Here is a 20,277-nt window from a genome sequence, read left to right as displayed (position 1 = left end):
GTTCAAGAACCTAGTCCCTTGTCGGGTCCGAGGCGTCCCCCTATGGGGCGAGGCCCCTCGGGTGGCCGCCCCCTCTTGCGGAGTACGTGGGCCCACAGGACGCGCTGGACGAGCAGCGTCAGCGTACCGGCGATGATCATGCCGGACAGGTTGAGGCCGAGTTGCAGCAGCGAGCCGTCGATCTCGCTGCGGTGCCGCAGCGCGAGCGCCACCGCGAGGTTGCCGGCGGCCGGGACGGTGGTGACCGAGATGAACACCCCGACCAGCGCGGACGACTTGCCCGATGTCAGCGACAGCACGCCGCCGGCGCCCGCGAGCAGGGCGACGATGAACGACCACCGGTCGGGGGTGTAGATGAACTCGGTCATCGGCCTGTTGTCCGGCAGCCGATGCAGCTCCAGCACGCCGATCCACCGGCTGACCAGCGCGCAGACGTAGGTGACCGCGATCGCGATGGTGAACCCGACGAGCAGCGTGCGCAGCGCGACACCGATCCGGCGGGCGTCGGCGTGCAGGATGCCGTAGCAGATCGCGGCGACCGCCCAGAACTCCGGGCCGAGCACCATCGCGCCGACCACCAGGATCGGCGAGTCGATCAGCGCCGCGATCCCGGCCAGCTGCGTGGCCAGCGCCAGGAACACCACGAACGTCCAGGACAGCGTGCTCTCGGTGGCGGTACGGCGGTCGAGCTCCTCCCACACCACGGCGTCGTCGCCGTAGCCGGGCGCGCGCTTCTCGGCCCGTTCGGCGGCGCTCGACAGCGACAGGTCGATCTGATCGACCGCGATCGACCCGTCCCGGTCGATGCCGAGGTCCTGCAGGGCGCCGATGGCCTCGTTCGCCGACTCGCGGGCGACGTCGGCGGTCACCAGATCGCCCGGCGGCACCCGCGCGGCGCCCGGGATGACCACCACGCTCGTCACGCCCGAGCAGTCCTCCAGGGCGGCGCAGGCCGCGTCCGTACGGTCCGCGGGCACGATCGCTCTCAGGTGCAGCACCCTCCATATCGTGCCGTACGGACCGGTACGGCCGCGCGCGATCACGGGGTGGCCGGGGAGCTGTCCAGGGAGCTGCCCAGGGAGCTGCCCAAGGAGACAGGTGTGGGTGACCCTGCGTGATCCTCGCAGTAGAGTCCCGGCAAAGCGGGCATAAGAAGTGCGACATGGACGCAAAGTGATTGGATGGTAACGGTATGGCGCGGCAGCGTCGAACGGCGCTGAGCATCGGCCTCGCCACCGCACTGCTGGCGGCCGGATGCAGTGTCGACGCGGGCCTGTCGGACCCCTCCCCCACCCCGAGCTCCAACGGCGGCGGAACGAGCGACACCGACGCGGGCAAGGCGGGCCGCGACCTCGGCCGCCTGCGCGTCGCCTCCGAGGGCTCGGGCGGCGGGTACGAGCGCGACCACTTCGGCACCCGTTGGAAGGACATCGACCGCAACGGCTGCGACCAGCGCAACGACGTCCTGGCCCGCGACCTGGACCAGGAAAGCAAGCGAGGCCGCTGCGTCGTGGTCTCCGGGCTCCTGCACGACCCGTACAGCGGGAAGGACATCACCTTCGCCAAGGCCGACGCCTCCGAGGTCCAGATCGACCACGTCTACCCGCTCGCCCTCGCCTGGCGCATGGGCGCCTCCAAGTGGGACGAGACGAAGCGCGAACGCTTCGCCAACGACCACGACAACCTGCTCGCCGTCTGGGGCGTGCCCAACCAGCAGAAGAGCGACTCGGGGCCCGGCGAATGGAAGCCGCAGAAGGCCTTCCAGTGCGACTACGCGGGCAAGTACATCGCGGTCGCCAAGGAGTACGGGCTGCCCGTCAGCGGCGACGACCGTACCGCCCTGAAGGGCTTCCTCGGACGCTGCTGATCGCCGTCGGCATAGGCTGACCGGCATGAGCAGCGAGCCGAACGGCCAAGACAGGCAAGACCGGCAGGACGACACGGCCCCCGAGGCCGGCGAGCGGCCCCGGGTCCGTACCGAACGGGGCGTCGGAGCCCGCGCCACCGGCGCCGAGGTGACCGGCGCCTCGGCCACCGGTCTCACGATCCGCGCCGGCAACGCCTTCGGCTCGCTGGCCCTGGGGTCGATGGCCCTCGGCGCGCTGGCCATCGGCGCGATCGGGATCGGCAAGCTGGTGGTCAAGCGCGCGGTCGTGCACCACCTGGAGGCCGGAACGGTCGAGATCAAGCACCTCAAGGTGGGCCGCCTCGACATCACCGACGCCGGCTGACCCGACCCGACCGGCCGGCGGGCCGGAGCCCCTCAAGAGTGCCTCAGCCACCACGCGAGCGCGTTACCTGCCGGTGCGGCGACGCCGAAGGCGAGCCTCACCGGCAGATCGCGAAGCGATGCCGCGCTCGCGCAAGGCCCGGTCAGGTGCGAGCCGCCAGGCGAGCGCCTGGGCCGGGACTTAAGAACACAGGCTGGACTGGACGACGCCTGCGAGGCGGTCGGCGACCGCTCTGGCCTGCTCCTCCGAGGCCGCTTCGACCATGACGCGGACCATCGGCTCGGTCCCGCTCGGGCGCAGCAGGACCCGGCCCGTCTCGCCCAGCTCGGCCTCGGCCTCGGCGACGGCCGCGGCCAGCTCCGGCGAGCTGTGCGTCCGGGACTTGTCGACGCCCCTGACGTTCACCAGCACCTGCGGCAGCCGGATCATCGCCTTGGCCAGCTCGTCCAGCGGACGGCCCCGGCGGGCCATCGCCGCCAGCAGGTGCAGGCCGGTCAGCACGCCGTCGCCCGTGGTGGCGTGGTCCAGCATGATCACGTGGCCGGACTGCTCGCCGCCGAAGCCGAAGCCGCCCGCCTTCATCGCCTCCAGCACGTAGCGGTCGCCCACCGCCGTCTCCACGACGGCGATCCCGGCCTCCCGCATGGCGGTCTTGAAGCCCAGGTTGGACATCACGGTCGCGACCACGGTGTCGGCCGCCAGCTTGCCCGACTCGCGCAGGTCCAGCGCCAGGATCGCCATGATCTGGTCGCCGTCGACCGGCTCGCCGCTCGCGGTGACGGCCAGGCAGCGGTCGGCGTCACCGTCGTTGGCGATGCCCGCGTCGGCGCCGTGCTCGCGGACGGCCTTCTGCAGGGCCTCCAGATGGGTGGAGCCGCAGCCGGAGTTGATGTTGAGGCCGTCCGGTGCCGCGCCGATCGTGATCACGTCCGCGCCGGCCCGGCGCATCGCCTCGGGGGCCACGTCGGAGGACGCGCCGTTCGCGCAGTCGACGACGACGCGCAGACCGGCCAGCGACACCGGCACCGTGGACACCAGATGCGCCACGTACTGCTCGACCGCGCCGTAGGCGTCCCGTACGCGGCCCACACCGGAACCGGTCGGCGGGCTCCACTCCTGCCCGAGCGCGGCCTCGATCCGGTCCTCGATCTCGTCGGGCAGCTTGTGGCCACCGCGGTCGAAGAACTTGATCCCGTTGTCGGGCGCGGGATTGTGCGAGGCCGACAGCATCACGCCGATGTCGGCGTCCAGCGTGTGGGTCAGGTACGCGACGGCCGGGGTCGGCAGGACCCCCAGGCGCAGCACCTCCACGCCCGCACTGGCCAGCCCGGCCACCACGGCGGCCTCCAGGAACTCGCCCGAGGCGCGCGGATCGCGGCCCACCACGGCCAGCGGCCGATGGCCCTGGAACGCTCCCGCCTCACCCAGCACCCGGGCCGCGGCCACGGACAGGTCCATCGCCAGCGGAGCGGTCAGATCGCGGTTGGCGAGCCCGCGTACGCCATCGGTCCCGAAGAGACGACCCACAGTTCAACTCCCGTAAAGACAAAAGACCGCGGGGCACGGCCGGGCTCGATGTCCCGTCCGCTCCACGCGGTCGAATCTAGTGCGCATGCCCGACGCGCCCCCGGTACCGCCTCATGATGCGTCCGGTTTCCGGCACGTTAGCCATGAAACCCATCAAAGCAGCCGAAGGGCCGGATCGTCCCGGGTAAGCGCCCATCGGGGGCGGCCGGATGGCGCCGCCCGCGACCGGCCCCGGGGCCGTACCGGACCCTGAACGCGGACGAGCCGCCGCACCCGTGCCGCCGACCATGAGGGTCGGCCGCGAGATCGTTCCGGGGGTGCGGCGGCTCGTGCCTGCGATCAAGATCTGATCAGCGCTTGCTGTACTGCGGCGCCTTACGGGCCTTCTTGAGACCGGCCTTCTTGCGCTCGATCGCCCGCGAGTCACGGGTCAGGAAGCCCGCCTTCTTCAGCGCGGGGCGGTGGTCGAGGTTGGCGAACTGCAGCGCCCGGGAGATCCCGAGGCGCAGCGCACCGGCCTGGCCGGTGGTGCCGCCGCCGCCGACGCGGGCGAGCACGTCGAACGAGCCCTCAAGACCCAGCAGCACGAACGGCTCGTTCACGATCTGCTGGTGGACCTTGTTGGGGAAGTACTGGTCGAGCGTCCGGCCGTTGATGGTCCAGTTGCCCGTACCGGGGACGATCCGTACCCGCGCGATGGCCTGCTTGCGGCGGCCGGTGCCGGCGGACGGGCCGGTCGCGATCGGCGCCACGAGGGGGGCTTCGCCCTCGACCTCGGGGGACTCGGTGCTGTACTCCGACGGTGCGTCTTCGTACGAGTCGAGTTCGACGGCCTCGGCGGGCGTCTCGGTGCTTTCGGTGGACTCGTCCACGGTTCTCCTTGGGGTCTTCTGGCCAGGGCGGCGGGCCCGCGTACCTGCGCTGCGGGTGCCCCGGCGGCCACGGATTCTCGGATCGTGCCGGGTCGTGCTGGGGTGAAGCTCGTGCGGCGCGCTACTGCTTGATCTGGGTGATCTGCGTGATCTCGAACGGAACGGGCTTCTGCGCCAGGTGCGGGTGATCCGGACCGGCGTAGACCTTCACCTTGCCGAACATCTTGCGGCCGAGGGAGTTCTTGGGCAGCATGCCCTTGATCGCCTTCTCGACGGCACGCTCGGGGTGCTTGGCCAGCAGGTCGCCGTAGGCCATCGAGCGGAGACCGCCCGGGTAGCCGGAGTGGCGGTAGGCCCGCTTCTGCTCGAGCTTCTTGCCGGACAGGGCCACCTTCTCGGCGTTGATGATGACGACGAAGTCACCGGTGTCGAGATGCGGCGCGTAGATCGGCTTGTGCTTACCCCGAAGCAGCTGCGCGACCTGGCTGGCGAGCCGGCCCAGAACCACGTCGGTCGCGTCGATGACATGCCACTGACGCTGAACGTCAGCGGGCTTTGGGGTGTACGTGCGCACGGTCGTAGGCCTTCGTTTCTTGTCGACTTCTCAGCGGATTCCTGCTCGCGCCGATCAGAGGCTGATCCGAACTGGCGCTCCGGGAGGCCGGGGGCCCGATCGCACAGACAGAGCTGCGGGCGCACCGGCGGTCGCGGTCTTTACCGTTCCCGAAGGACAGGCGTCACCGCATACAACGAATAGGCAGGATACCCAGCCGCAGGGGTGCGGGTCAAAGCGAAGATCAGCCCCGGACCGGCGGGCGGTCGTTGTGACGGCGCACCGCCACGGACCCGACCGCCCATGGTTTTGGGAGAATTGCAGGGACTTAGGCCCCCAATAAGGATAAGGTGCGGCCCGACCGGCCTGTACGACCGTCGCCGCCCAGCCCCCGGGAGCCCCGCCGATGCCCCGTAGTTCCGGCCGACCCGCCGACCCCCACCGTCCTGGACGTTCGGACCGTAGCGGTGCCTCCGGCCCCTCCGTACCGCCTGGCCGTCCAGCGGGCCCGCCGCCCGGACAGCAGGAACTGCCGGAGCTGCCGCGGCGGCAGCGCCGTCCGGAGCCCGGCGAGGCACGCCTGGTCGCCGGCCGCGGGCTCGCACCGGGAACTCCCGCCGAGGCCCCCGGCCAGGAAGGCCGGCAAGGCGAAGGTCCGCAAGGCCAGGAAGGCAACTGGTTCGCCCGGCCCAGCCGCCCGCGGCCCGAGGAGCCTGTACGGGCCGTCGGCCGTCCCGGTGGTTTCGTCGGTTCCGCCGGCTCTGGTGGCTCCGGCAGGCCGCCGGTCGAGCCGAGCGGCGTCCCCGAGTGGAACGACGGTCACGACGACGGCCGGGTCAGGGTCGAGTTCGCGGGACCGCCCGCACCCCGCAGGCGTCCCGGTCCCCCAGCGGGCCAGGGCGGCCGCGGGCATCGCGGGCAGGGCCCGCGGCGCTCCGGTGGCAAGTCCAGGGTGACCCTGGTGGCGGCGATCACGGCCTCCGTTCTGGCCATCGGCACGGGCGTGGCGATCGACCGGCTCGTCCTGCCGGAGATGCGCTCGGAACCCGCTGCCGCCTCCAAGCCGGCTCCGCTGGCCGCCGACCCCACCCCCGGGACGAACCTCGACCAGCGGGAGGCCGCCGGCGGCTCCGCCCCGGCGCCCACGCCGAGCGAGAGCGCCCCGCCGCTCAAGCCCCTCCCCGCCACCGGACGCGCCACCCCCACACCCGACACGTCGAAGTCGGACGCCCCGGACAAGAAGAAGCCGACCGGCGGCAGCGGCGGCGGCGGCGCGATCGCCGGATCGTCCGTGGCCGAGACCGCCGTGGCGCTCCTCACCAACAAGGAGCGCGCGGCGAAGGGATGCTCGGCCCTGCGCATCGACGCGCGCCTGGTGGCCTCCGCCCGAGGCCACTCCAAGGACATGGCCGCCAACGACTACTTCTCCCATACGTCCCGGAACGGCGACAGCCCCTGGAAGCGGATGGAGGAGGCCGGCTACACGAGCCCCGGCGCGGAGAACATCGCCAAGGGCTACCCCACGCCCGCGGCCGTCGTGGAGGGCTGGATGAAGAGCCCGGGACACCGGGCCAACATCCTCAACTGCGACCTGCGCGCCATCGGCGTCGGGATGGCCGACGGCTCCGGCTGCCCGTACTGGACGCAGAATTTCGGCTGGAAATAGGACCGTCCCGTACGGCGGGAGACCTTGCGAAACCGGCGGCGTCCGGTTCGACCCCATGTCATGGTGGGTGGTCGAAAGGTCCGCAAGCAGGTCCACCAGCATGGGTCCAGAGCCATGACGAAGGAACGGTAAGGTCCAAGCCATGGGTTATCCGGGCGAACAAGGCAAACCCGGCGGCTGGCCACCGGAGCAGCCGCCAGGAGGCAACGACCCCTTCGCTCCGCGCGGCGACGAGGCGTACGGCCCGCCGCCGGGCGACGACCCCTACGCACCGCCACCGGGCGACCACTTCGCCCCCGGCCCGGGCGACCACTTCGCCCCAGGTTCCGGTGACCGGTTCGCTCACGGTCCCGGCGACCACTTCGCCCCTGGCCCCGGCGATCACGAAGCCGACCCGTACAGCGACCCTTACGGCGACGCGTACGGCGGCGGCCCCCAGGGCCCCGGGCCGCGCGGCGGCCCCACCCCGCCGGCCAGGAAGCGCGGCCTGCCGCTGATCATCGGCGCGGCGGCCGTGGCCGGTCTCGTCCTCATCGGCGGCGGCATCGGCCTGTCCTCGGTCCTCAAGGACGACGACCCCAAGGCCGCCAACGCCGGCGGACAGAGCTCCGCCAAGCCGACCACGAAGGCCGCGCCGACGCCGACCCCGCCCGTACTGGAGCCGGTCAAGCTGAAGAGCCGTACGACCGACCCCAGCCCGCTGACGCTCAAGGAGGCCTTCGGCAAGACCGGCTTCAAGGCGGACGGCGAGAAGTACGTGCGGACCGGCTGGCACGCCCGGCGCGACTGCACCAAGACGATCAACGGCACCAAGCTCACCGCCGCGATCAAGAAGGGCGGCTGCTCGCAGGCACTGCGCGCCACCTACGCCCGCGGCGACAAGGTGCTGGTCGGTACGGTCGGCGTCCTCAACCTCAAGACCGAGGACGCCGCCAAGGCCGCACAGAAGGCCGCGGTCGCCAAGGACGCGTTCCTGCAGCCGCTGCCCGGCAAGGGCGTCAGCAAGACGATCGGCAAGGGCGAGGCGCTCGGCACCGCCCGCGCCCAGGGCCACTACCTGGTGATGACCTGGGTGCAGCGGCCGGACGGCAAGAAGATCGCCAGCAAGTACCACAAGACCGTGTCCGCGTTCGGGGAGCAGCTCCTCAAGGGCAGCAATCTGAGCTTCGCCCTGCACTACCGGGAAACCGAAGGCAAACCGTTCGCGAACTGACCTGGATGAGTACCTTTTCTCGCTATGTCTGGACCTAACGAGGGCTGGGATCCGGCCGAGGACGAGGGCACGGACTCCGCCCCCTCGCCCCCGGCGCCGCCCAGTTTCGGCAAGGCGGATCCCATGACCGAAGACACCGGCGGCTCCGAGGAGTTCCGGCTCCCCATCGGCCTGCAGCGGCCCTGGTGGGCCTCGGGCGACGACGCGTCCGCCCCACCACCCGCCGCCGCCAAGCCCAAGCCCAAGCCCAAGTCGACGCCCGAGCCCGAGGCGGAGGTGGAGGCCAAGCCCGAGGCGGAGGCCAAGCCGGAGCCCGAGTCCGCTCCCGTGCCGGAGCCGAAGCCTGGGCCCGAGGTGAAGGCCAAGCCGGAGCCGAAGTCCGCTCCCGTGCCGGAGGCGGAGTCTGAGCCCGCGCCTGAGCCGGAAGCCGAGAAAAAGGCGCCGAAGCCGTCCGTGCCTCCCCTTCCCGGCACGCTGGTCGCCGGTCGCGGTGTCCCGAACGTCGACACCCGTGGCGCCGTACCCGCCGAGCCGATCGTCCAGCGGCCGGGACCCTCGTACCCCGACACCGACCCCGACGGCATCCCGGTCATGCGACCGGACGAGGCCGCCGCCGGAGCACCGAAGCCCCCCGCCGAACCCGGGAACGAACCGGCGGACGAGGCGAAGCCCGAGGTGCGGGAAGCGGCACCCGAACCGGCGCTGACCCCGGACGCGGTCCTGCCGCGCGAGTCCGGGCCGGCGGACGACGCGACGGACACGCCGACCGCGCCCCTGGTGATCGCGCCGGTCTACCACGCCGAGGGCGGGATGCCGATCGACGGCGGCCCGCGGACGTTCAGCGCGGGCCCGCTGAGCTCCGGGCCGAGCGGCGCGCCGGCGGGCAAGAAGGGCGGCGGGCGCAAGCCGCTGCTGATCGGCGGGGGCGTGGTGGCCGCCGCCATCATCGCCATCGCCGCGTTCGCCATCGTGGGTGGCGACTCCGACAGCAAGAGCCGTACGGCCAAGGCGGCCGAGTCGTCGGGCACCAAGACCGAACCGCAGCCGTCCCAGCCCCAGGCTCCGGCGCCCACCGGGACTTCGGCACCGGACGACGGGGCGCCGCCGTCCACCATCGACAGCGCGCGTACCGACGGCAAGGCGCTGGCGCTCACCGAGGCGTTCCCGTCCAACCAGGTGACCCTGGGTGGCAGGACGTACGTTCGCGACCGCGCTTCGGTCAACCACCAGTGCGCGCTGACCGCGCGCGGCGCCATGGCCAAGGCGCTGACCGACGGCCGCTGCAGCAGCGTGGTCCGCGTCACCTTCCTGGACAAGGAAAGGGCGCTCGCCGTCACCTCCGGCATCGCCGTGCTCCCCACCAAGGCCGGAGCACTCAAGGCGAGCAGGGCCGGAGATCCGAGCAAGTACGAATGGTTCCGCGGCATGGGCGGCGGGCGGACGAAGAACATCGACCGGGCGGGCGGCTACGCGGCCGGCACGGTACGGGGCCGCTACATCGCCTACGCCTACGCCACGTACGCCAACGGCGATCAGCCCAAGCCGGATGACCCGATGCTGAAGTCGGTCGCCGAGCAGTTCGTGGGCTACGCGCTACGCCCGATCGACGCCCGCGCCCGAAGCTGAGCCGGCACCCCGCGTCCCGTTGACTCGTGGCGTGTTCGCCATTCCAGCCCTGCGGAAAGGGCGAACACGCCACGAGTCAACCTTGGGTGGTGGCGCCGGGGCTGAGGGTACGGACGCGCCGGGTCTCCTGGGCACGCCGGGCCAGGTTCTCCGCCAGCGGGTACCGGATCTCCTCCAGCGACAGCCCGTGCGCGGGCGCCACGTTCACGGCCGAATCCCGCGTACGCGCCGCCAGGACCTTCGAGGGCCAGTCGACATCGCGCCGCCCGTCGCCCACGACCAGCATGGCCCCGACCAGGGCGCGCACCATGGAGTGGCAGAACGCGTCCGCCTCGACCGTGGCGACCGCCACCCCCCGCTGAGGAGCCGCGGAACGCAGCACGCGACCCTCCGTGCGGTCCTTCACGCCGTACGGGTCCTCCCGGTGCCAGTCGAAGCGCAGCAGTTCCCGGATGGTCGTCGCGCCCTCCCGCTTGCGGCAGTACGCGGCGAAGTCATGCTCGCCCACCATCAAGGCCGCGGCGGCGTTCATCCGGTCCAGATCCAGGGGGCGGGGATGCCACAGCACATCGTGGCGCCGCAGCGGGTCGACGCCCACCGGATCGTCACACACGCTGTAGGCGTACCGCCGCGACAGCGCCGAGAAGCGCGCGTCGAACCCCTCCGGCGCCACCGTCACCCGCCACACCCGCACATCCGGCGGCAGCAGGCCCGCCAGCCGCCGGGGCATGGTGCCGTTCACCATGGAGTACGAGGCGACCGGCACGACCACATGCGCCACCTGGCCCCGCGCGTGCACGCCCGCGTCCGTACGGCCGGCCACGGTCAGCACCGGCGGCGGATCGAGCCGCAACAACCGCGCCAGGGCGTCCTCGATGATCCCCTGCACGGTGCGCTGGTCGGGCTGCCGCGCCCAGCCGGCGAAGCCCGCACCGTCGTAGCCGATGTCGAGCCTGAGTCGCAGCAAAGCGGTCATTTCCGAGCGTCTCTCCCTTGGGGGGCCCAGCGCCCCGGCGCGCATTCTGACAACCGTCGACCCCGTGGCGTGACCATGAAAGCAGTCTGGCAAAGATCGGGCCCGCCGTCCCGTAGCGGAACGGCGGGCCCATGCGCATGTCGAGCGCGAACGTCCTCGCGGACGCTTCCTTCGGTCCTACTTGGCCTCGTCCTTGGACTCCGCGTCCTTGGACTCGGTGTCCGCGGCCTCGGTGTCCGTGGCCTCCGGGGCCTCGGCGGCGTCCTCGCCCTTGGTCAGCGTGACGTCGTCCTCGGCCGGAGCCTCCGGCTCGGCGGCCGGAGCCGCGACCGGAGCGGTACCACCGGCGGCGGTCAGCGGCTCGCGCACCAGCTCGATCACGGCCATCGGGGCGTTGTCGCCCTTGCGCGGGCCGAGCTTGGTGATACGGGTGTAACCACCGGGACGGTTCTCGAAGGACGGCGCGATCTCGGTGAAGAGCTCGTGGATGACGCCCTTGTCACGGATCACCCGGGCCACCTGGCGACGGTTGTGCAGGTCGCCCTTCTTGGCCTTGGTGATCAGCTTCTCCGCCAGCGGACGCATCCGCCGGGCCCTGGCCTCGGTGGTGGTGACGCGGCCGTGCTCGAACAGCGCCGTGGCCAGGTTGGCCAGCATGAGCTTCTGATGCGCGGCACTGCCACCCATCCGGGCGCCCTTGGTGGGCTGAGGCATGGTCGTTCCTTCCTGCGCCGGCCGTATCAGGTACCGACGGAGTGTTTTTGTGCGATCGGGCGCTTTTTACCCGGAGTCTTCCCTCGTCGCGGTGAAAAGGGCTCGTTCCTCGCCCTTTTCACCGCTCCTCAGTCCAGACTCCGGGGCGCCCGATCGCGTGACAGTTGAGCCTCGTCAGTGGTGACGCTTGGCGCGTCAGTCACGGACAATGTGCGTACAGCTGGTGTCAGTACTGCTCGGTCTCGGCGTAGCCTGCGTCGTCGTCGCCGTAGTTGTCGGCCGCCGCGCTCGGGTCGAACCCGGGCGGGGAGTCCTTCAGCGACAGGCCCATGTCGTTGAGCTTCTGCTTGACCTCTTCGATCGACTTGGCGCCGAAGTTGCGGATGTCCAGCAGGTCCTGCTCGCTGCGGGCCACGAGCTCGCCCACCGAGTGGATGCCCTCGCGCTTGAGGCAGTTGTACGAGCGCACCGTGAGGTTGAGCTCCTCGATGGGCAGCGCCAGGTCCGCCGCCAGCGCGGCGTCCGTCGGGGACGGGCCCATGTCGATGCCCTCGGCCTCGACGTTGAGCTCGCGGGCCAGCCCGAACAGCTCGACCAGGGTCTTGCCGGCCGAGGCCACCGCGTCGCGCGGCAGCATCGACTGCTTGGTCTCGACGTCGACGATGAGACGGTCGAAGTCGGTGCGCTGCTCGACTCGGGTCGCCTCGACCTTGTAGGTGACCTTGAGGACCGGCGAGTAGATCGAGTCGATCGGCACCCGGCCGATCTCCTGGCCGGGCTGCTTGTTCTGCGCGGCCGAGACGTAGCCGCGGCCGCGCTCGACCGTCAGCTCCATCTCGAGCTTGGCCTTGTTGTTCAGGGTGGCCAGGTGCAGGTCGGGGTTGTGGACCTCGACCCCGGCCGGCGGCGCGATGTCGGCCGCGGTCACCTCGCCGGGACCCTGCTTGCGCAGGTACATCACCACGGGCTCGTCGTGCTCGGAGGAGACCACCAGCTCCTTGAGGTTCAGGATGATGTCGGTGACATCCTCCTTGACCCCGGGAACGGTGGAGAACTCGTGCAGGACGCCCTCGATCCGGATGCTGGTGACGGCGGCACCGGGGATCGAGGAGAGCAGGGTACGGCGGAGCGAGTTGCCGATCGTGTAGCCGAAGCCCGGCTCCAGCGGCTCGATGGTGAACCGGGACCGGTACTCGTCGACCTGCTCTTCGGTGAGAGTGGGACGCTGTGCGATGAGCATGATGATCCTTCTTTCCGCGGCGCCCGCTATTTGACGACCGCGTTCTCCATGGTACGTGCCCGGCCCCCGAAGGCCCCGGACGGGCGTTTCCGCACGTCAGAGGCCTTCAGGGGACGGTTGTGAGCTCTTACTTGGAGTAGAGCTCGACGATCAGCTGCTCCTGGACGGGAGCGTCGATCTGCTGCCGGACGGGCAGCGAGTGCACGAAGATCCGCATCTTGTCCGCGTCCACGCCCAGCCACGCCGGGACCGGACGGTCGCCGGACTCGGCCTTGGCGACCTGGAACGGGGTCATCTCCTGGGACTTGGCCTTGACATCGACGATGTCGGCCTCGTGCACCAGGAACGACGGGATGTTGACCTTCTTGCCGTTGACCCGGATGTGGCCGTGCCGGATCAGCTGGCGGGCCATGTCGCGCGACTTGGCGTAGCCCGCGCGGTAGACCACGTTGTCGAGGCGGCGCTCGAGCAGGGTCAGCAGGTTCTCACCCGTCTTGCCCGCGCGGCGGTTGGCCTCGACGTAGTAGTTGCTGAACTGCCGCTCCAGAACGCCGTAGATGCGCTTGGCCTTCTGCTTCTCACGAAGCTGGAGCAGGTACTCGGTCTCCTTGGGACGACCGCGGCCGTGCTCACCCGGCGGGTAGGGCCGGATCTCGATGGGGCACTTGGGCCCCTCGCACTTGCTGCCCTTGAGGAACAGCTTCATCTTCTCGCGACGGCAAAGCTTGCAGTCGGCGCCGGTGTAACGAGCCATTTTCTAGTTCTCCCCCTGCCTCAGACTCGACGCCGCTTGGGCGGCCTGCAGCCGTTATGCGGAACCGGCGTGACGTCCTGGATGGAGCCCACCTCGAGTCCGGTCGCCTGCAGCGACCGGATGGCGGTCTCGCGCCCGGAACCCGGGCCCTTGACGAACACGTCGACCTTGCGCATGCCGTGCTCCATGGCGCGGCGGGCGGCCGACTCGGCCGCCTGCTGGGCGGCGTAGGGCGTCGACTTACGCGAGCCCTTGAAGCCCACGTGGCCGGAGGAGGCCCACGCGATCACGTTCCCGTTGGGATCGGTGATCGAGACGATGGTGTTGTTGAACGTGCTCTTGATGTGGGCGTGCCCATGAGCGACGTTCTTCTTTTCCTTGCGGCGCACCTTCTTCGCGCCGACACGGCTCTTTGGAGGCATCTGCTCTCTCTACTCCTGAGGTCATCGATCCGGATCACGGACCGCGGTCCGTACGGCCGGACTACTTCTTGCCGGTCTTCTTCTTGCCGGCCACGGTCTTCTTCTTGCCCTTGCGGGTACGCGCGTTGGTCTGGGTGCGCTGGCCGTGGACCGGAAGCCCGCGGCGGTGCCGGATGCCCTGGTAGCAACCGATCTCGATCTTGCGACGGATGTCGGCCTGGATCTCGCGGCGAAGATCGCCCTCGATCTTGTAGTTGGTCTCGATCCAGTCGCGAAGCTTGATCAGATCGTCGTCGCCGAGCTGGTGCACCCGGAGGTCGGGGCTGACCCCGGTGCCTTCGAGGGTCTCCTTCGCCCGGGTACGGCCGATGCCGAAGACGTAGGTGAGAGCGACCTCCATGCGCTTTTCGCGCGGGAGGTCGACGCCGAGCAGGCGTGCCATGTTGGGCAGTTCCCTTCAGTTGCGGAGGTATGTGCGCATCGCTGTCCGCGAACACCCTGCCCGGGTGGCGGCCTCGGCCTCCGTCCGAGGGTCGCCCCTCACACGCCGGTGCCGTACGACCTGATCACGAAGCCTTCGCTTCGGGATCGGGTGCCGTACGGCGACGTGTGAAGGAATTGCGATGCGCGTCTGGAGTTGTCGGGCGCCGGTCCCGTCGGGACGTCGGCCCGGTCAGGACGTCAGCCCTGACGCTGCTTGTGGCGCGGGTCGGAGCAGATCACCATGACCCGGCCGTGCCGGCGGATGACGCGGCACTTCTGGCAGATCTTCTTGACGCTCGGCTTGACCTTCACTGGGTCTCCTTGGAATCAGGGTCACCCTCACGCAGCCACGCGTGAGGAAGGCAACCCCAGTGGTGTGTGCGTGAGTTTACTTGTACCGGTAGACGATCCGACCGCGCGAGAGGTCGTAGGGGCTCAACTCCACGACGACGCGGTCGTCCGGCAGGATCCGGATGTAGTGCATCCGCATCTTGCCGCTGATGTGGGCGAGCACCTTGTGCCCGTTGTCCAGCTCCACTCGGAACATGGCATTGGGGAGGGACTCGATCACGGTGCCCTCGATCTCGATGGCGCCTTCCTTTTTGGGCATGTCCTCCGCGCTTCGCTGATCGGCTCATGGGACCTGGCCCGCAGCGTCCTCCAGCAGGGATCCAGCGGATCTCCAAGGGGAACCCGGCCACGACCGTGCCGGGACGGAAGGTCCGGGCAGGGTTCTGAGGCGGCCGAAAGCGAGCCGACAAGAGAGTTTACGTCACCGGGCGACCGAATGTGAAATTGTCGCACGATCCGGGTCCGGAGACTGCTCCCGACCCAAGCATACAACGCCCGTGACGTTGTACCTTTCCGGGAGGAAGGACGTCCAGGGAGGATCGGCATGCCGAGTTACGACTTCGCGCTGATCCTCAGCCGTCCGCTCTACGAGGAAGAGCTGGACGCCCTGTTCGACCGCACGCACGGCAACGTCACCGTCTCGATCATCACCGAGCCGCAGCACGCCGACCGTCCCGGCAACGCCTCGTGCGCCTGGCAGGGCCGGACGCTGGCCGCCGCGATCATGGAGATGGTCGAGCACATGGAGGCCAGCGCGCCCGGGCTGCGGGTGCAGCGGGTCGAGGCCGACCCGCTGCTGACGATCCGCGACATCTCCGAGCGGGTCCGCCGTTCGATCGACTCGGTACGGCTCGCCATCACCGGCGCGCGGGGGGCCGGCGGCTTCCCCGCCTCGGAGATGTCGACCGGGGGCCTCCGGCTGTGGCGCTGGTCCAAGGTGGCCGCCTGGTACGACCTCGACGATCCGCAGCTGCGCGAGGCGCGTCCGACCACCCAGGCGATCAACGGGTGGCTGGCGCTGCGGGACGTCGTCCCGGACGTGGCACCGGCCGCCGAGGACGTCACCTCGGCGCTGTCGGCGGTCATTCCGTACGTGGCCTGACGCCTTCCGGGGCGGTCCGTTGGACCGGTCCCGCGCGGCGGCGCGCCACGCCCGGGAGGTCCGGGACCAGGGGTGATCTTGCTCTCCGCCGGCCGGATCGACAGCGCGGCCGGTGACCGCGAAGATCGGGACGGCCCCGGGCGTACGGTACGCCCGGGGCGAGGGACCCGCGGGCGTGCCCTCCGCCCGGAACCGTGATGTGCTGTGGAAGTAGGGGGAGGGGATCAATGGCGATCATCGCTCAGCTCAGCGACATCCATATCGCCGCCGGTCGCGGTGGTGTCGTGGCCGACGACTCCGGCCCCGTCCGGGCGCTGCGGGCGGCGGTGTCGAGTCTGCTGTCGCTCCCCGCGCGCCCGGACGCCGTGGTGCTCACCGGCGACCTCGCCGACGGCGGCCGACCCGCCGAGTACGCGCGGCTGCACGCGCTGCTGTCGCCGCTGCCGATGGCGGTCTATCCGATGCCCGGCAACCACGACGACCGCGACGCCCTGCGCGCGGCGTTCCACGACCATCCGGCCGTGGCCGAGAGCGGTGTGCTCCCCCAGGCCCCGCTGCAGTACGCGGTGAACGTGGCGGGCACGCGGCTCGTGTGCTGCGACACGACGCTCCCGGGCTCCCCGTACGGCAACATGGACGCCGAGCGGCTGGCCTGGCTGGAGACCACGCTCGCGGCCGATCCGGGCACGCCCACGGTGGTCGCCACGCACCACCCGCCGTACCCGATCGGGATCCCGTTCCTGGACGACCTGCGGTTCATCGAGCCGGCCGGGTTCGCCGACGTCATCGGGCGGCACCGGCAGGTGGTCCGGGTGATCAGCGGGTACGTGCACCGCGGCTCGGTGGGGATGCTGGCCGGCCGGGTCAGCACGACCTGCCCCAGCACGTACCGCCAGCTGTTCCTCGACCTGACCTCGGCGGGCCGGGCCGCGGTCACCGGCGAGCCGGCGGGATTCGCCGTGCACCTGATCGGGGCCGACGGCGGCGCGACCACGCACTTCCTGCCGACCGGCAACTTCCGCCCGCTGATGGAAGTCGAGTAGGCAGGCGAGGGGCCGGGGCCTGGTTCAGGGGCGCTTGGGGCCTGCGAAGGTCTTGATCAGCAGGGCGATGCCCCACGGGCCGGCCACCCAGAGCCACCACGGGTAGGCCAGGGTGCCGGTCACGGCCAGGATCAACCAGATCGTCAGGCTGATCCCGCTGACCGCGCCCCAGGTGACCCACATGGCGCGCGGACCGACGGGGGACACCTCGCCGCCCCGCCGGTCCTTCGTCGCCGGGACGTACGTCGTCCGCTGGGCCGCGGGTACGGGCAGCTCGTGCAGGTCCTCCTCCGGCAGATCGGACGTCACGTCCTGGAGCTGCCCGAGCGTCCTGGCCTCGTACGTCGCGTCCAGCCGCTCCTGCAGCTCGTCCATGGTGATGCGGCCCTGCGCGCAGTGCTCGCGCAGCGTCGAGGCCACCCGGTCGCGGTCGGCGTCCGAGGCTCTCATCTCGGGATTCGGCGGCATGGCCATTCCCTCATGGGTTCAGGAGGAGCTGCTACTCCCCAGTTTGGAGAACCACTCCCGGCCCTCGTCAAGTGCCGTGAGCACGCGAGGGCCGTCGGGGGTCACGGTGAACGTGTGCTCGAAGTGCGCCGAACGGCGCCCGTCAGTGGTGACAACGGTCCAGCCGTCCTCGAGTTCCAGGGTGTCCTTGGTGCCGAGATTGACCATCGGCTCGACCGCGAAGCACATCCCCGGCTCCAGCACGGGGCCGTGCCCGGGCGCTCCGTGGTTGGGGATCAGCGGGTCCATGTGCATCTCGGTCCCGATGCCGTGCCCGCCGTACCCCTCGACGATGCCGTAGGAGCCCTGAGAGCGGATGTACGACTCGATCGCGTGCGACATGTCCGTGAGCCTGGCTCCGGCCACTCCGGCCGCCAGACCGCGCCACAGGGACGCCTCGGTGACCTCCAGGAGCCGGGTCAGCTCGGCGGAGACCTCGCCCACCGGAACCGTGATGGCCGCGTCGCCGTGCCAGCCCTGCACGATCGCGCCGCAGTCGATGGAGATCACGTCACCGTCCCGCAGCTCCTTGCCGGAACTCGGGATGCCGTGCACGATCTCCTCGTTCACCGAGGCGCAGATCGTCCCGGGAAAGCCGTGGTAGCCCTTGAACGAGGGGACGCCGCCGTTGTCGCGGATGTTGCGCTCGGCGATCTCGTCCAGATCCTTGGTGGTGATCCCGGGCTTGACCGACTCGCGCAGCAGCTCGAGGGTCTGGCCGACCAGCAGGCCGGCCCCCCGCATCAGCTCCACCTGCTCGGCGGTCTTCATCTGGATCGCGGGCCTACGCCGTTTGAACATCTCTCCCCTTGACCTGGCCGTCATTCGGGCCGCGGCAGGGAGTTCAACGAGAAGACCGCGGGCTCCCGTGCGGGCAGGTGCCCTGCGGGAACCCGCGGTCTTCTCGAATCACGTCTCCAGCGGCCGCAGCGCCGCGAGCGCCCGGTTGGTGACTTCCTCGACCGGTCCGGTCGCGTCGATACCGACCAGAATGCGCTCATCAGCATAGAACTTCACGAGTGGCGAGGTTTGTTCCTGGTAGACCTCAAGCCGGTGCCGGACGACCTCTTCCTTGTCGTCGTCCCGCTGGAACAGATGCCCGCCGCACTCGTCGCAGATGTCGTCCTTCTTGTCGTCGAAGTCGACGTGCCAGATGCGCCCGCACTGCTCGCAGGTGCGCCGGCCCGACAGCCGCCGGACGACCTCGTCCTCGTCGACCACCAGCTCCAGGACGATGTCCAGCCGCGAGTCCCACTCGGCGAGGATCTTCTTCAGGGTCTCCGCCTGCGGAACGTTGCGGGGGAACCCGTCCAGTAGGAACCCGTGCCCGGCGTCGTCCTCGGCCAGCCGGTCGCGCACCATGGCGATGGTGACCTCGTCGGGCACCAGGTCGCCGCGGTCCATGAACTTCTTGGCCTGCTTGCCGAGCTCGGTACCCCCGCTGACGTTCGCGCGGAAGATGTCACCTGTCGAGATCTTCGGGATGGACAGATGCGATGCGATGAACTGGGCCTGCGTCCCCTTGCCCGCTCCCGGGGGGCCCACCAGAACGATGCGCACTACCGGAGGAAGCCCTCGTAATTGCGCTGCTGGAGCTGACTCTCGATCTGCTTCACGGTATCCAGTCCGACGCCGACGACGATGAGGATGCTCGCACCCCCGAACGCGAAGTCCTGGCTGGCGCCGACGAGCGCGAAGGCCACCATCGGGATCAGGGAGACGAGCCCCAGGTAGATCGCGCCCGGAGTGGTGATCCGGGTGAGCACGTAGTCGAGGTACTCGGCGGTCGGCCGGCCCGGACGAATACCTGGGATGAACCCACCATACTTCTTCATGTTGTCGGCGACTTCAGTGGGGTTGAACGTGATGGCCACATAGAAGTACGTGAAGAAGATGATGAAGGCGAAGAAGATCGCCATGTGCCAGGGGTTGTCCTGGGCCAGGTACGGCTGGACCTTCTGCAGCCAGCCGGTGTTGGGCCACAGCTGGGTCGCCAGCACCGGCAGGTAGAGCATCGACGAGGCGAAGATCAGCGGGATGATGCCGGCCTGGTTGACCTTCAGCGGGATGTAGGTCGAGGTACCGCCGTACATCCGGCGCCCGACCATCCGCTTGGCGTACTGCACCGGTACCCGGCGCTGCGCCTGCTCCACGAAGACCACACCGGCCAGAATCGCCATTCCGACCAGCAGCACGATCGCGAAGACGAAGCCGCCCTTGGACTTGTAGATGCTCCAGAACTGGCCGGGGAAGACCGCGACCACCTGGGTGAAGATCAGGATGGACATGCCGTTGCCGACGCCGCGGTCGGTGATCAGCTCGCCCAGCCACATGATGACCGCCGTACCGGCCGTCATCACCAGCACGATCGTGACGATCGTGGAGACGTCGTTGTTGTAGAGCACGTCCTGGCCGCCGGCCACACCCTGGAAGAGCTGCCCCGTACTGGCCATCGCCACGATGCCGGTGGCCTGCAGGATCGCCAGGCCCACGGTCAGGTAGCGGGTGTACTGGGTGATCTTCGTGGTGCCGGACTGGCCCTCCTTCTTGAGGGCCTCCAGGCGCGGGATCACGACCGTCAGCAGCTGCAGGATGATGCTCGCGGTGATGTAGGGCATGATGCCCAGCGCGAACACCGACAGCTTCAGCAGCGCGCCGCCGCTGAACAGGTCGACCAGCCCGTAGAGCTGGTTGCTTTCTTTGGCGGCTTCGGCCGTGTCGCGCAGCACCCCGGTGTTCACGCCCGGGGACGGCAACATCGAGCCGATCCGGAAGATCAAGATGATGAAGAGCGTGAACAGAAGTTTCTTACGCAGGTCCGGCGTACGGAAAGCCCGAGCGAACGCGGTCAGCACCATTCCTCCTGCGCGACTGGCGAATCCTTGGCCGCCGAGGGGCCGGGTTCGGGTCCATGGACGACGGGGGCCCCACACTGGGACACCACCGCCGGTGAGACTCTAACAGCCGATGGCACCGGTCCCGTCCTACCGGACGTCA

The 20,277-nt window shown here is 70.0% G+C and carries 23 protein-coding genes; 7 read left to right on the top strand and 16 right to left on the bottom strand.

Annotated features, from left to right (window positions below):
- Positions 1–2 precede the first annotated feature (2 nt).
- Entirely contained in the window at positions 3–998 is a 996-nt protein-coding gene (locus tag ACH34Q_RS38035; protein ID WP_395988024.1) for a DUF389 domain-containing protein, read from the bottom strand.
- Positions 999–1,192: 194 nt separating this feature from the next.
- Here ACH34Q_RS38035 and ACH34Q_RS38030 point away from each other — a divergent pair, with 194 nt between their 5' ends.
- A complete protein-coding gene (locus tag ACH34Q_RS38030) occupies positions 1,193–1,867 on the top strand; it encodes an HNH endonuclease family protein (RefSeq protein ID WP_395988023.1) in 675 nt (224 codons plus the stop codon).
- 25 nt (positions 1,868–1,892) lie between these two features.
- A complete protein-coding gene (locus ACH34Q_RS38025) occupies positions 1,893–2,231 on the top strand; it encodes a hypothetical protein (protein WP_395988022.1) in 339 nt (112 codons plus the stop codon).
- A gap of 180 nt (positions 2,232–2,411) precedes the next feature.
- Here ACH34Q_RS38025 and glmM read toward each other — a convergent pair whose 3' ends face one another.
- From glmM to rplM, 3 genes are all read right to left on the bottom strand, one after another.
- Positions 2,412–3,758 carry a phosphoglucosamine mutase gene (gene glmM, locus ACH34Q_RS38020; protein WP_395988021.1) on the bottom strand — a complete coding sequence of 449 codons (1,347 nt, stop codon included), beginning with the start codon at positions 3,756–3,758 and terminating at the stop codon, positions 2,412–2,414.
- Positions 3,759–4,108: 350 nt separating this feature from the next.
- Positions 4,109–4,630 (bottom strand): 30S ribosomal protein S9, encoded by a 522-nt coding sequence (gene rpsI / locus ACH34Q_RS38015; RefSeq protein WP_395988020.1) that lies wholly within the window; start codon positions 4,628–4,630, stop codon positions 4,109–4,111.
- 121 nt (positions 4,631–4,751) lie between these two features.
- The gene (gene rplM / locus ACH34Q_RS38010) at positions 4,752–5,204 is read right to left on the bottom strand and encodes a 50S ribosomal protein L13 (RefSeq protein WP_395988019.1); all 453 of its coding nucleotides are present in this window, start codon (positions 5,202–5,204) and stop codon (positions 4,752–4,754) included.
- Between the two features lie 385 nt (positions 5,205–5,589).
- Between rplM and ACH34Q_RS38005 the strand changes: the two genes are divergently transcribed.
- The 3 genes from ACH34Q_RS38005 to ACH34Q_RS37995 all read left to right on the top strand — a co-directional run bounded on the left by ACH34Q_RS38005 (position 5,590) and on the right by ACH34Q_RS37995 (position 9,688).
- Entirely contained in the window at positions 5,590–6,849 is a 1,260-nt protein-coding gene (locus ACH34Q_RS38005; protein WP_395988018.1) for a CAP domain-containing protein, read from the top strand.
- A 142-nt stretch (positions 6,850–6,991) separates the two neighbouring features.
- Entirely contained in the window at positions 6,992–8,062 is a 1,071-nt protein-coding gene (locus ACH34Q_RS38000) for a hypothetical protein (protein ID WP_395988017.1), read from the top strand.
- A gap of 123 nt (positions 8,063–8,185) precedes the next feature.
- The gene (locus ACH34Q_RS37995; RefSeq protein WP_395988016.1) at positions 8,186–9,688 is read left to right on the top strand and encodes a hypothetical protein; all 1,503 of its coding nucleotides are present in this window, start codon (positions 8,186–8,188) and stop codon (positions 9,686–9,688) included.
- Between the two features lie 76 nt (positions 9,689–9,764).
- On the opposite strand, the gene truA is transcribed toward ACH34Q_RS37995, so the two are convergent.
- The 8 genes from truA to infA form a co-directional block, all read right to left on the bottom strand.
- Positions 9,765–10,664 carry a tRNA pseudouridine(38-40) synthase TruA gene (truA, locus tag ACH34Q_RS37990; protein WP_395988015.1) on the bottom strand — a complete coding sequence of 300 codons (900 nt, stop codon included), beginning with the start codon at positions 10,662–10,664 and terminating at the stop codon, positions 9,765–9,767.
- Between the two features lie 177 nt (positions 10,665–10,841).
- The gene (gene rplQ, locus ACH34Q_RS37985; RefSeq protein WP_395988014.1) at positions 10,842–11,378 is read right to left on the bottom strand and encodes a 50S ribosomal protein L17; all 537 of its coding nucleotides are present in this window, start codon (positions 11,376–11,378) and stop codon (positions 10,842–10,844) included.
- A 226-nt stretch (positions 11,379–11,604) separates the two neighbouring features.
- Positions 11,605–12,618, bottom strand: coding sequence for a DNA-directed RNA polymerase subunit alpha (locus ACH34Q_RS37980; protein WP_395988013.1), 1,014 nt, complete (start codon positions 12,616–12,618; stop codon positions 11,605–11,607).
- Positions 12,619–12,745: 127 nt separating this feature from the next.
- Positions 12,746–13,372 (bottom strand): 30S ribosomal protein S4, encoded by a 627-nt coding sequence (rpsD, locus tag ACH34Q_RS37975; RefSeq protein ID WP_395988012.1) that lies wholly within the window; start codon positions 13,370–13,372, stop codon positions 12,746–12,748.
- A gap of 20 nt (positions 13,373–13,392) precedes the next feature.
- Positions 13,393–13,794, bottom strand: a complete 402-nt coding sequence (gene rpsK, locus ACH34Q_RS37970) for a 30S ribosomal protein S11 (protein WP_395988011.1) — start codon at positions 13,792–13,794, stop codon at positions 13,393–13,395.
- Between the two features lie 61 nt (positions 13,795–13,855).
- A complete protein-coding gene (gene rpsM / locus ACH34Q_RS37965; RefSeq protein WP_395988010.1) occupies positions 13,856–14,236 on the bottom strand; it encodes a 30S ribosomal protein S13 in 381 nt (126 codons plus the stop codon).
- 239 nt (positions 14,237–14,475) lie between these two features.
- Positions 14,476–14,589, bottom strand: coding sequence for a 50S ribosomal protein L36 (gene rpmJ / locus ACH34Q_RS37960; RefSeq protein WP_018657566.1), 114 nt, complete (start codon positions 14,587–14,589; stop codon positions 14,476–14,478).
- 76 nt (positions 14,590–14,665) lie between these two features.
- A complete protein-coding gene (gene infA / locus ACH34Q_RS37955) occupies positions 14,666–14,887 on the bottom strand; it encodes a translation initiation factor IF-1 (protein WP_197009446.1) in 222 nt (73 codons plus the stop codon).
- Positions 14,888–15,172: 285 nt separating this feature from the next.
- Here infA and ACH34Q_RS37950 point away from each other — a divergent pair, with 285 nt between their 5' ends.
- Entirely contained in the window at positions 15,173–15,730 is a 558-nt protein-coding gene (locus ACH34Q_RS37950; protein WP_395988009.1) for a hypothetical protein, read from the top strand.
- A 227-nt stretch (positions 15,731–15,957) separates the two neighbouring features.
- Entirely contained in the window at positions 15,958–16,773 is an 816-nt protein-coding gene (locus ACH34Q_RS37945) for a phosphodiesterase (protein WP_395988008.1), read from the top strand.
- A gap of 24 nt (positions 16,774–16,797) precedes the next feature.
- On the opposite strand, the gene ACH34Q_RS37940 is transcribed toward ACH34Q_RS37945, so the two are convergent.
- From ACH34Q_RS37940 to secY, 4 genes are all read right to left on the bottom strand, one after another.
- On the bottom strand, positions 16,798–17,241 hold the full coding sequence (locus ACH34Q_RS37940; RefSeq protein ID WP_395988007.1) for a DUF1707 domain-containing protein: 444 nt from the start codon (positions 17,239–17,241) through the stop codon (positions 16,798–16,800).
- Between the two features lie 18 nt (positions 17,242–17,259).
- Entirely contained in the window at positions 17,260–18,081 is an 822-nt protein-coding gene (map, locus tag ACH34Q_RS37935; protein ID WP_395988006.1) for a type I methionyl aminopeptidase, read from the bottom strand.
- 108 nt (positions 18,082–18,189) lie between these two features.
- Positions 18,190–18,840: an adenylate kinase gene (locus ACH34Q_RS37930; protein ID WP_395988005.1), complete on the bottom strand. Its 651-nt coding sequence runs from the start codon at positions 18,838–18,840 to the stop codon at positions 18,190–18,192.
- Positions 18,840–20,135: a preprotein translocase subunit SecY gene (gene secY / locus ACH34Q_RS37925; protein ID WP_395988051.1), complete on the bottom strand. Its 1,296-nt coding sequence runs from the start codon at positions 20,133–20,135 to the stop codon at positions 18,840–18,842. Before secY ends, ACH34Q_RS37930 begins: the two co-directional genes overlap by 1 nt.
- Positions 20,136–20,277 lie beyond the last annotated feature (142 nt).

This window comes from Actinomadura sp. 9N407, assembly GCF_044326315.1.
Lineage (GTDB): Bacteria > Actinomycetota > Actinomycetes > Streptosporangiales > Streptosporangiaceae > Spirillospora.
Note: the sequence above shows the minus strand (reverse complement) of the source record. Positions and strands in the feature narration are given on the sequence as shown.

What these genes read in the sequence shown, in the direction of transcription:
- ACH34Q_RS38000 (WP_395988017.1), top strand. Translation starts at nt 6,992, where the DNA reads ATGGGTTATCCGGGCGAACAAGGCAAACCCGGCGGCTGGCCACCGGAG.
- ACH34Q_RS38030 (WP_395988023.1), top strand. Translation starts at nt 1,193, where the DNA reads ATGGCGCGGCAGCGTCGAACGGCGCTGAGCATCGGCCTCGCCACCGCA.
- ACH34Q_RS37980 (WP_395988013.1), bottom strand. Translation starts at nt 12,618, where the DNA reads ATGCTCATCGCACAGCGTCCCACTCTCACCGAAGAGCAGGTCGACGAG.
- ACH34Q_RS37945 (WP_395988008.1), top strand. Translation starts at nt 15,958, where the DNA reads ATGGCGATCATCGCTCAGCTCAGCGACATCCATATCGCCGCCGGTCGC.
- rpsM (WP_395988010.1), bottom strand. Translation starts at nt 14,236, where the DNA reads ATGGCACGCCTGCTCGGCGTCGACCTCCCGCGCGAAAAGCGCATGGAG.
- truA (WP_395988015.1), bottom strand. Translation starts at nt 10,664, where the DNA reads ATGACCGCTTTGCTGCGACTCAGGCTCGACATCGGCTACGACGGTGCG.
- map (WP_395988006.1), bottom strand. Translation starts at nt 18,081, where the DNA reads ATGTTCAAACGGCGTAGGCCCGCGATCCAGATGAAGACCGCCGAGCAG.
- ACH34Q_RS38025 (WP_395988022.1), top strand. Translation starts at nt 1,893, where the DNA reads ATGAGCAGCGAGCCGAACGGCCAAGACAGGCAAGACCGGCAGGACGAC.
- infA (WP_197009446.1), bottom strand. Translation starts at nt 14,887, where the DNA reads ATGCCCAAAAAGGAAGGCGCCATCGAGATCGAGGGCACCGTGATCGAG.
- rpsK (WP_395988011.1), bottom strand. Translation starts at nt 13,794, where the DNA reads ATGCCTCCAAAGAGCCGTGTCGGCGCGAAGAAGGTGCGCCGCAAGGAA.
- ACH34Q_RS37995 (WP_395988016.1), top strand. Translation starts at nt 8,186, where the DNA reads ATGACCGAAGACACCGGCGGCTCCGAGGAGTTCCGGCTCCCCATCGGC.
- ACH34Q_RS38005 (WP_395988018.1), top strand. Translation starts at nt 5,590, where the DNA reads ATGCCCCGTAGTTCCGGCCGACCCGCCGACCCCCACCGTCCTGGACGT.
- rplQ (WP_395988014.1), bottom strand. Translation starts at nt 11,378, where the DNA reads ATGCCTCAGCCCACCAAGGGCGCCCGGATGGGTGGCAGTGCCGCGCAT.
- ACH34Q_RS37940 (WP_395988007.1), bottom strand. Translation starts at nt 17,241, where the DNA reads ATGCCGCCGAATCCCGAGATGAGAGCCTCGGACGCCGACCGCGACCGG.
- rpsD (WP_395988012.1), bottom strand. Translation starts at nt 13,372, where the DNA reads ATGGCTCGTTACACCGGCGCCGACTGCAAGCTTTGCCGTCGCGAGAAG.
- ACH34Q_RS37950 (WP_395988009.1), top strand. Translation starts at nt 15,173, where the DNA reads ATGCCGAGTTACGACTTCGCGCTGATCCTCAGCCGTCCGCTCTACGAG.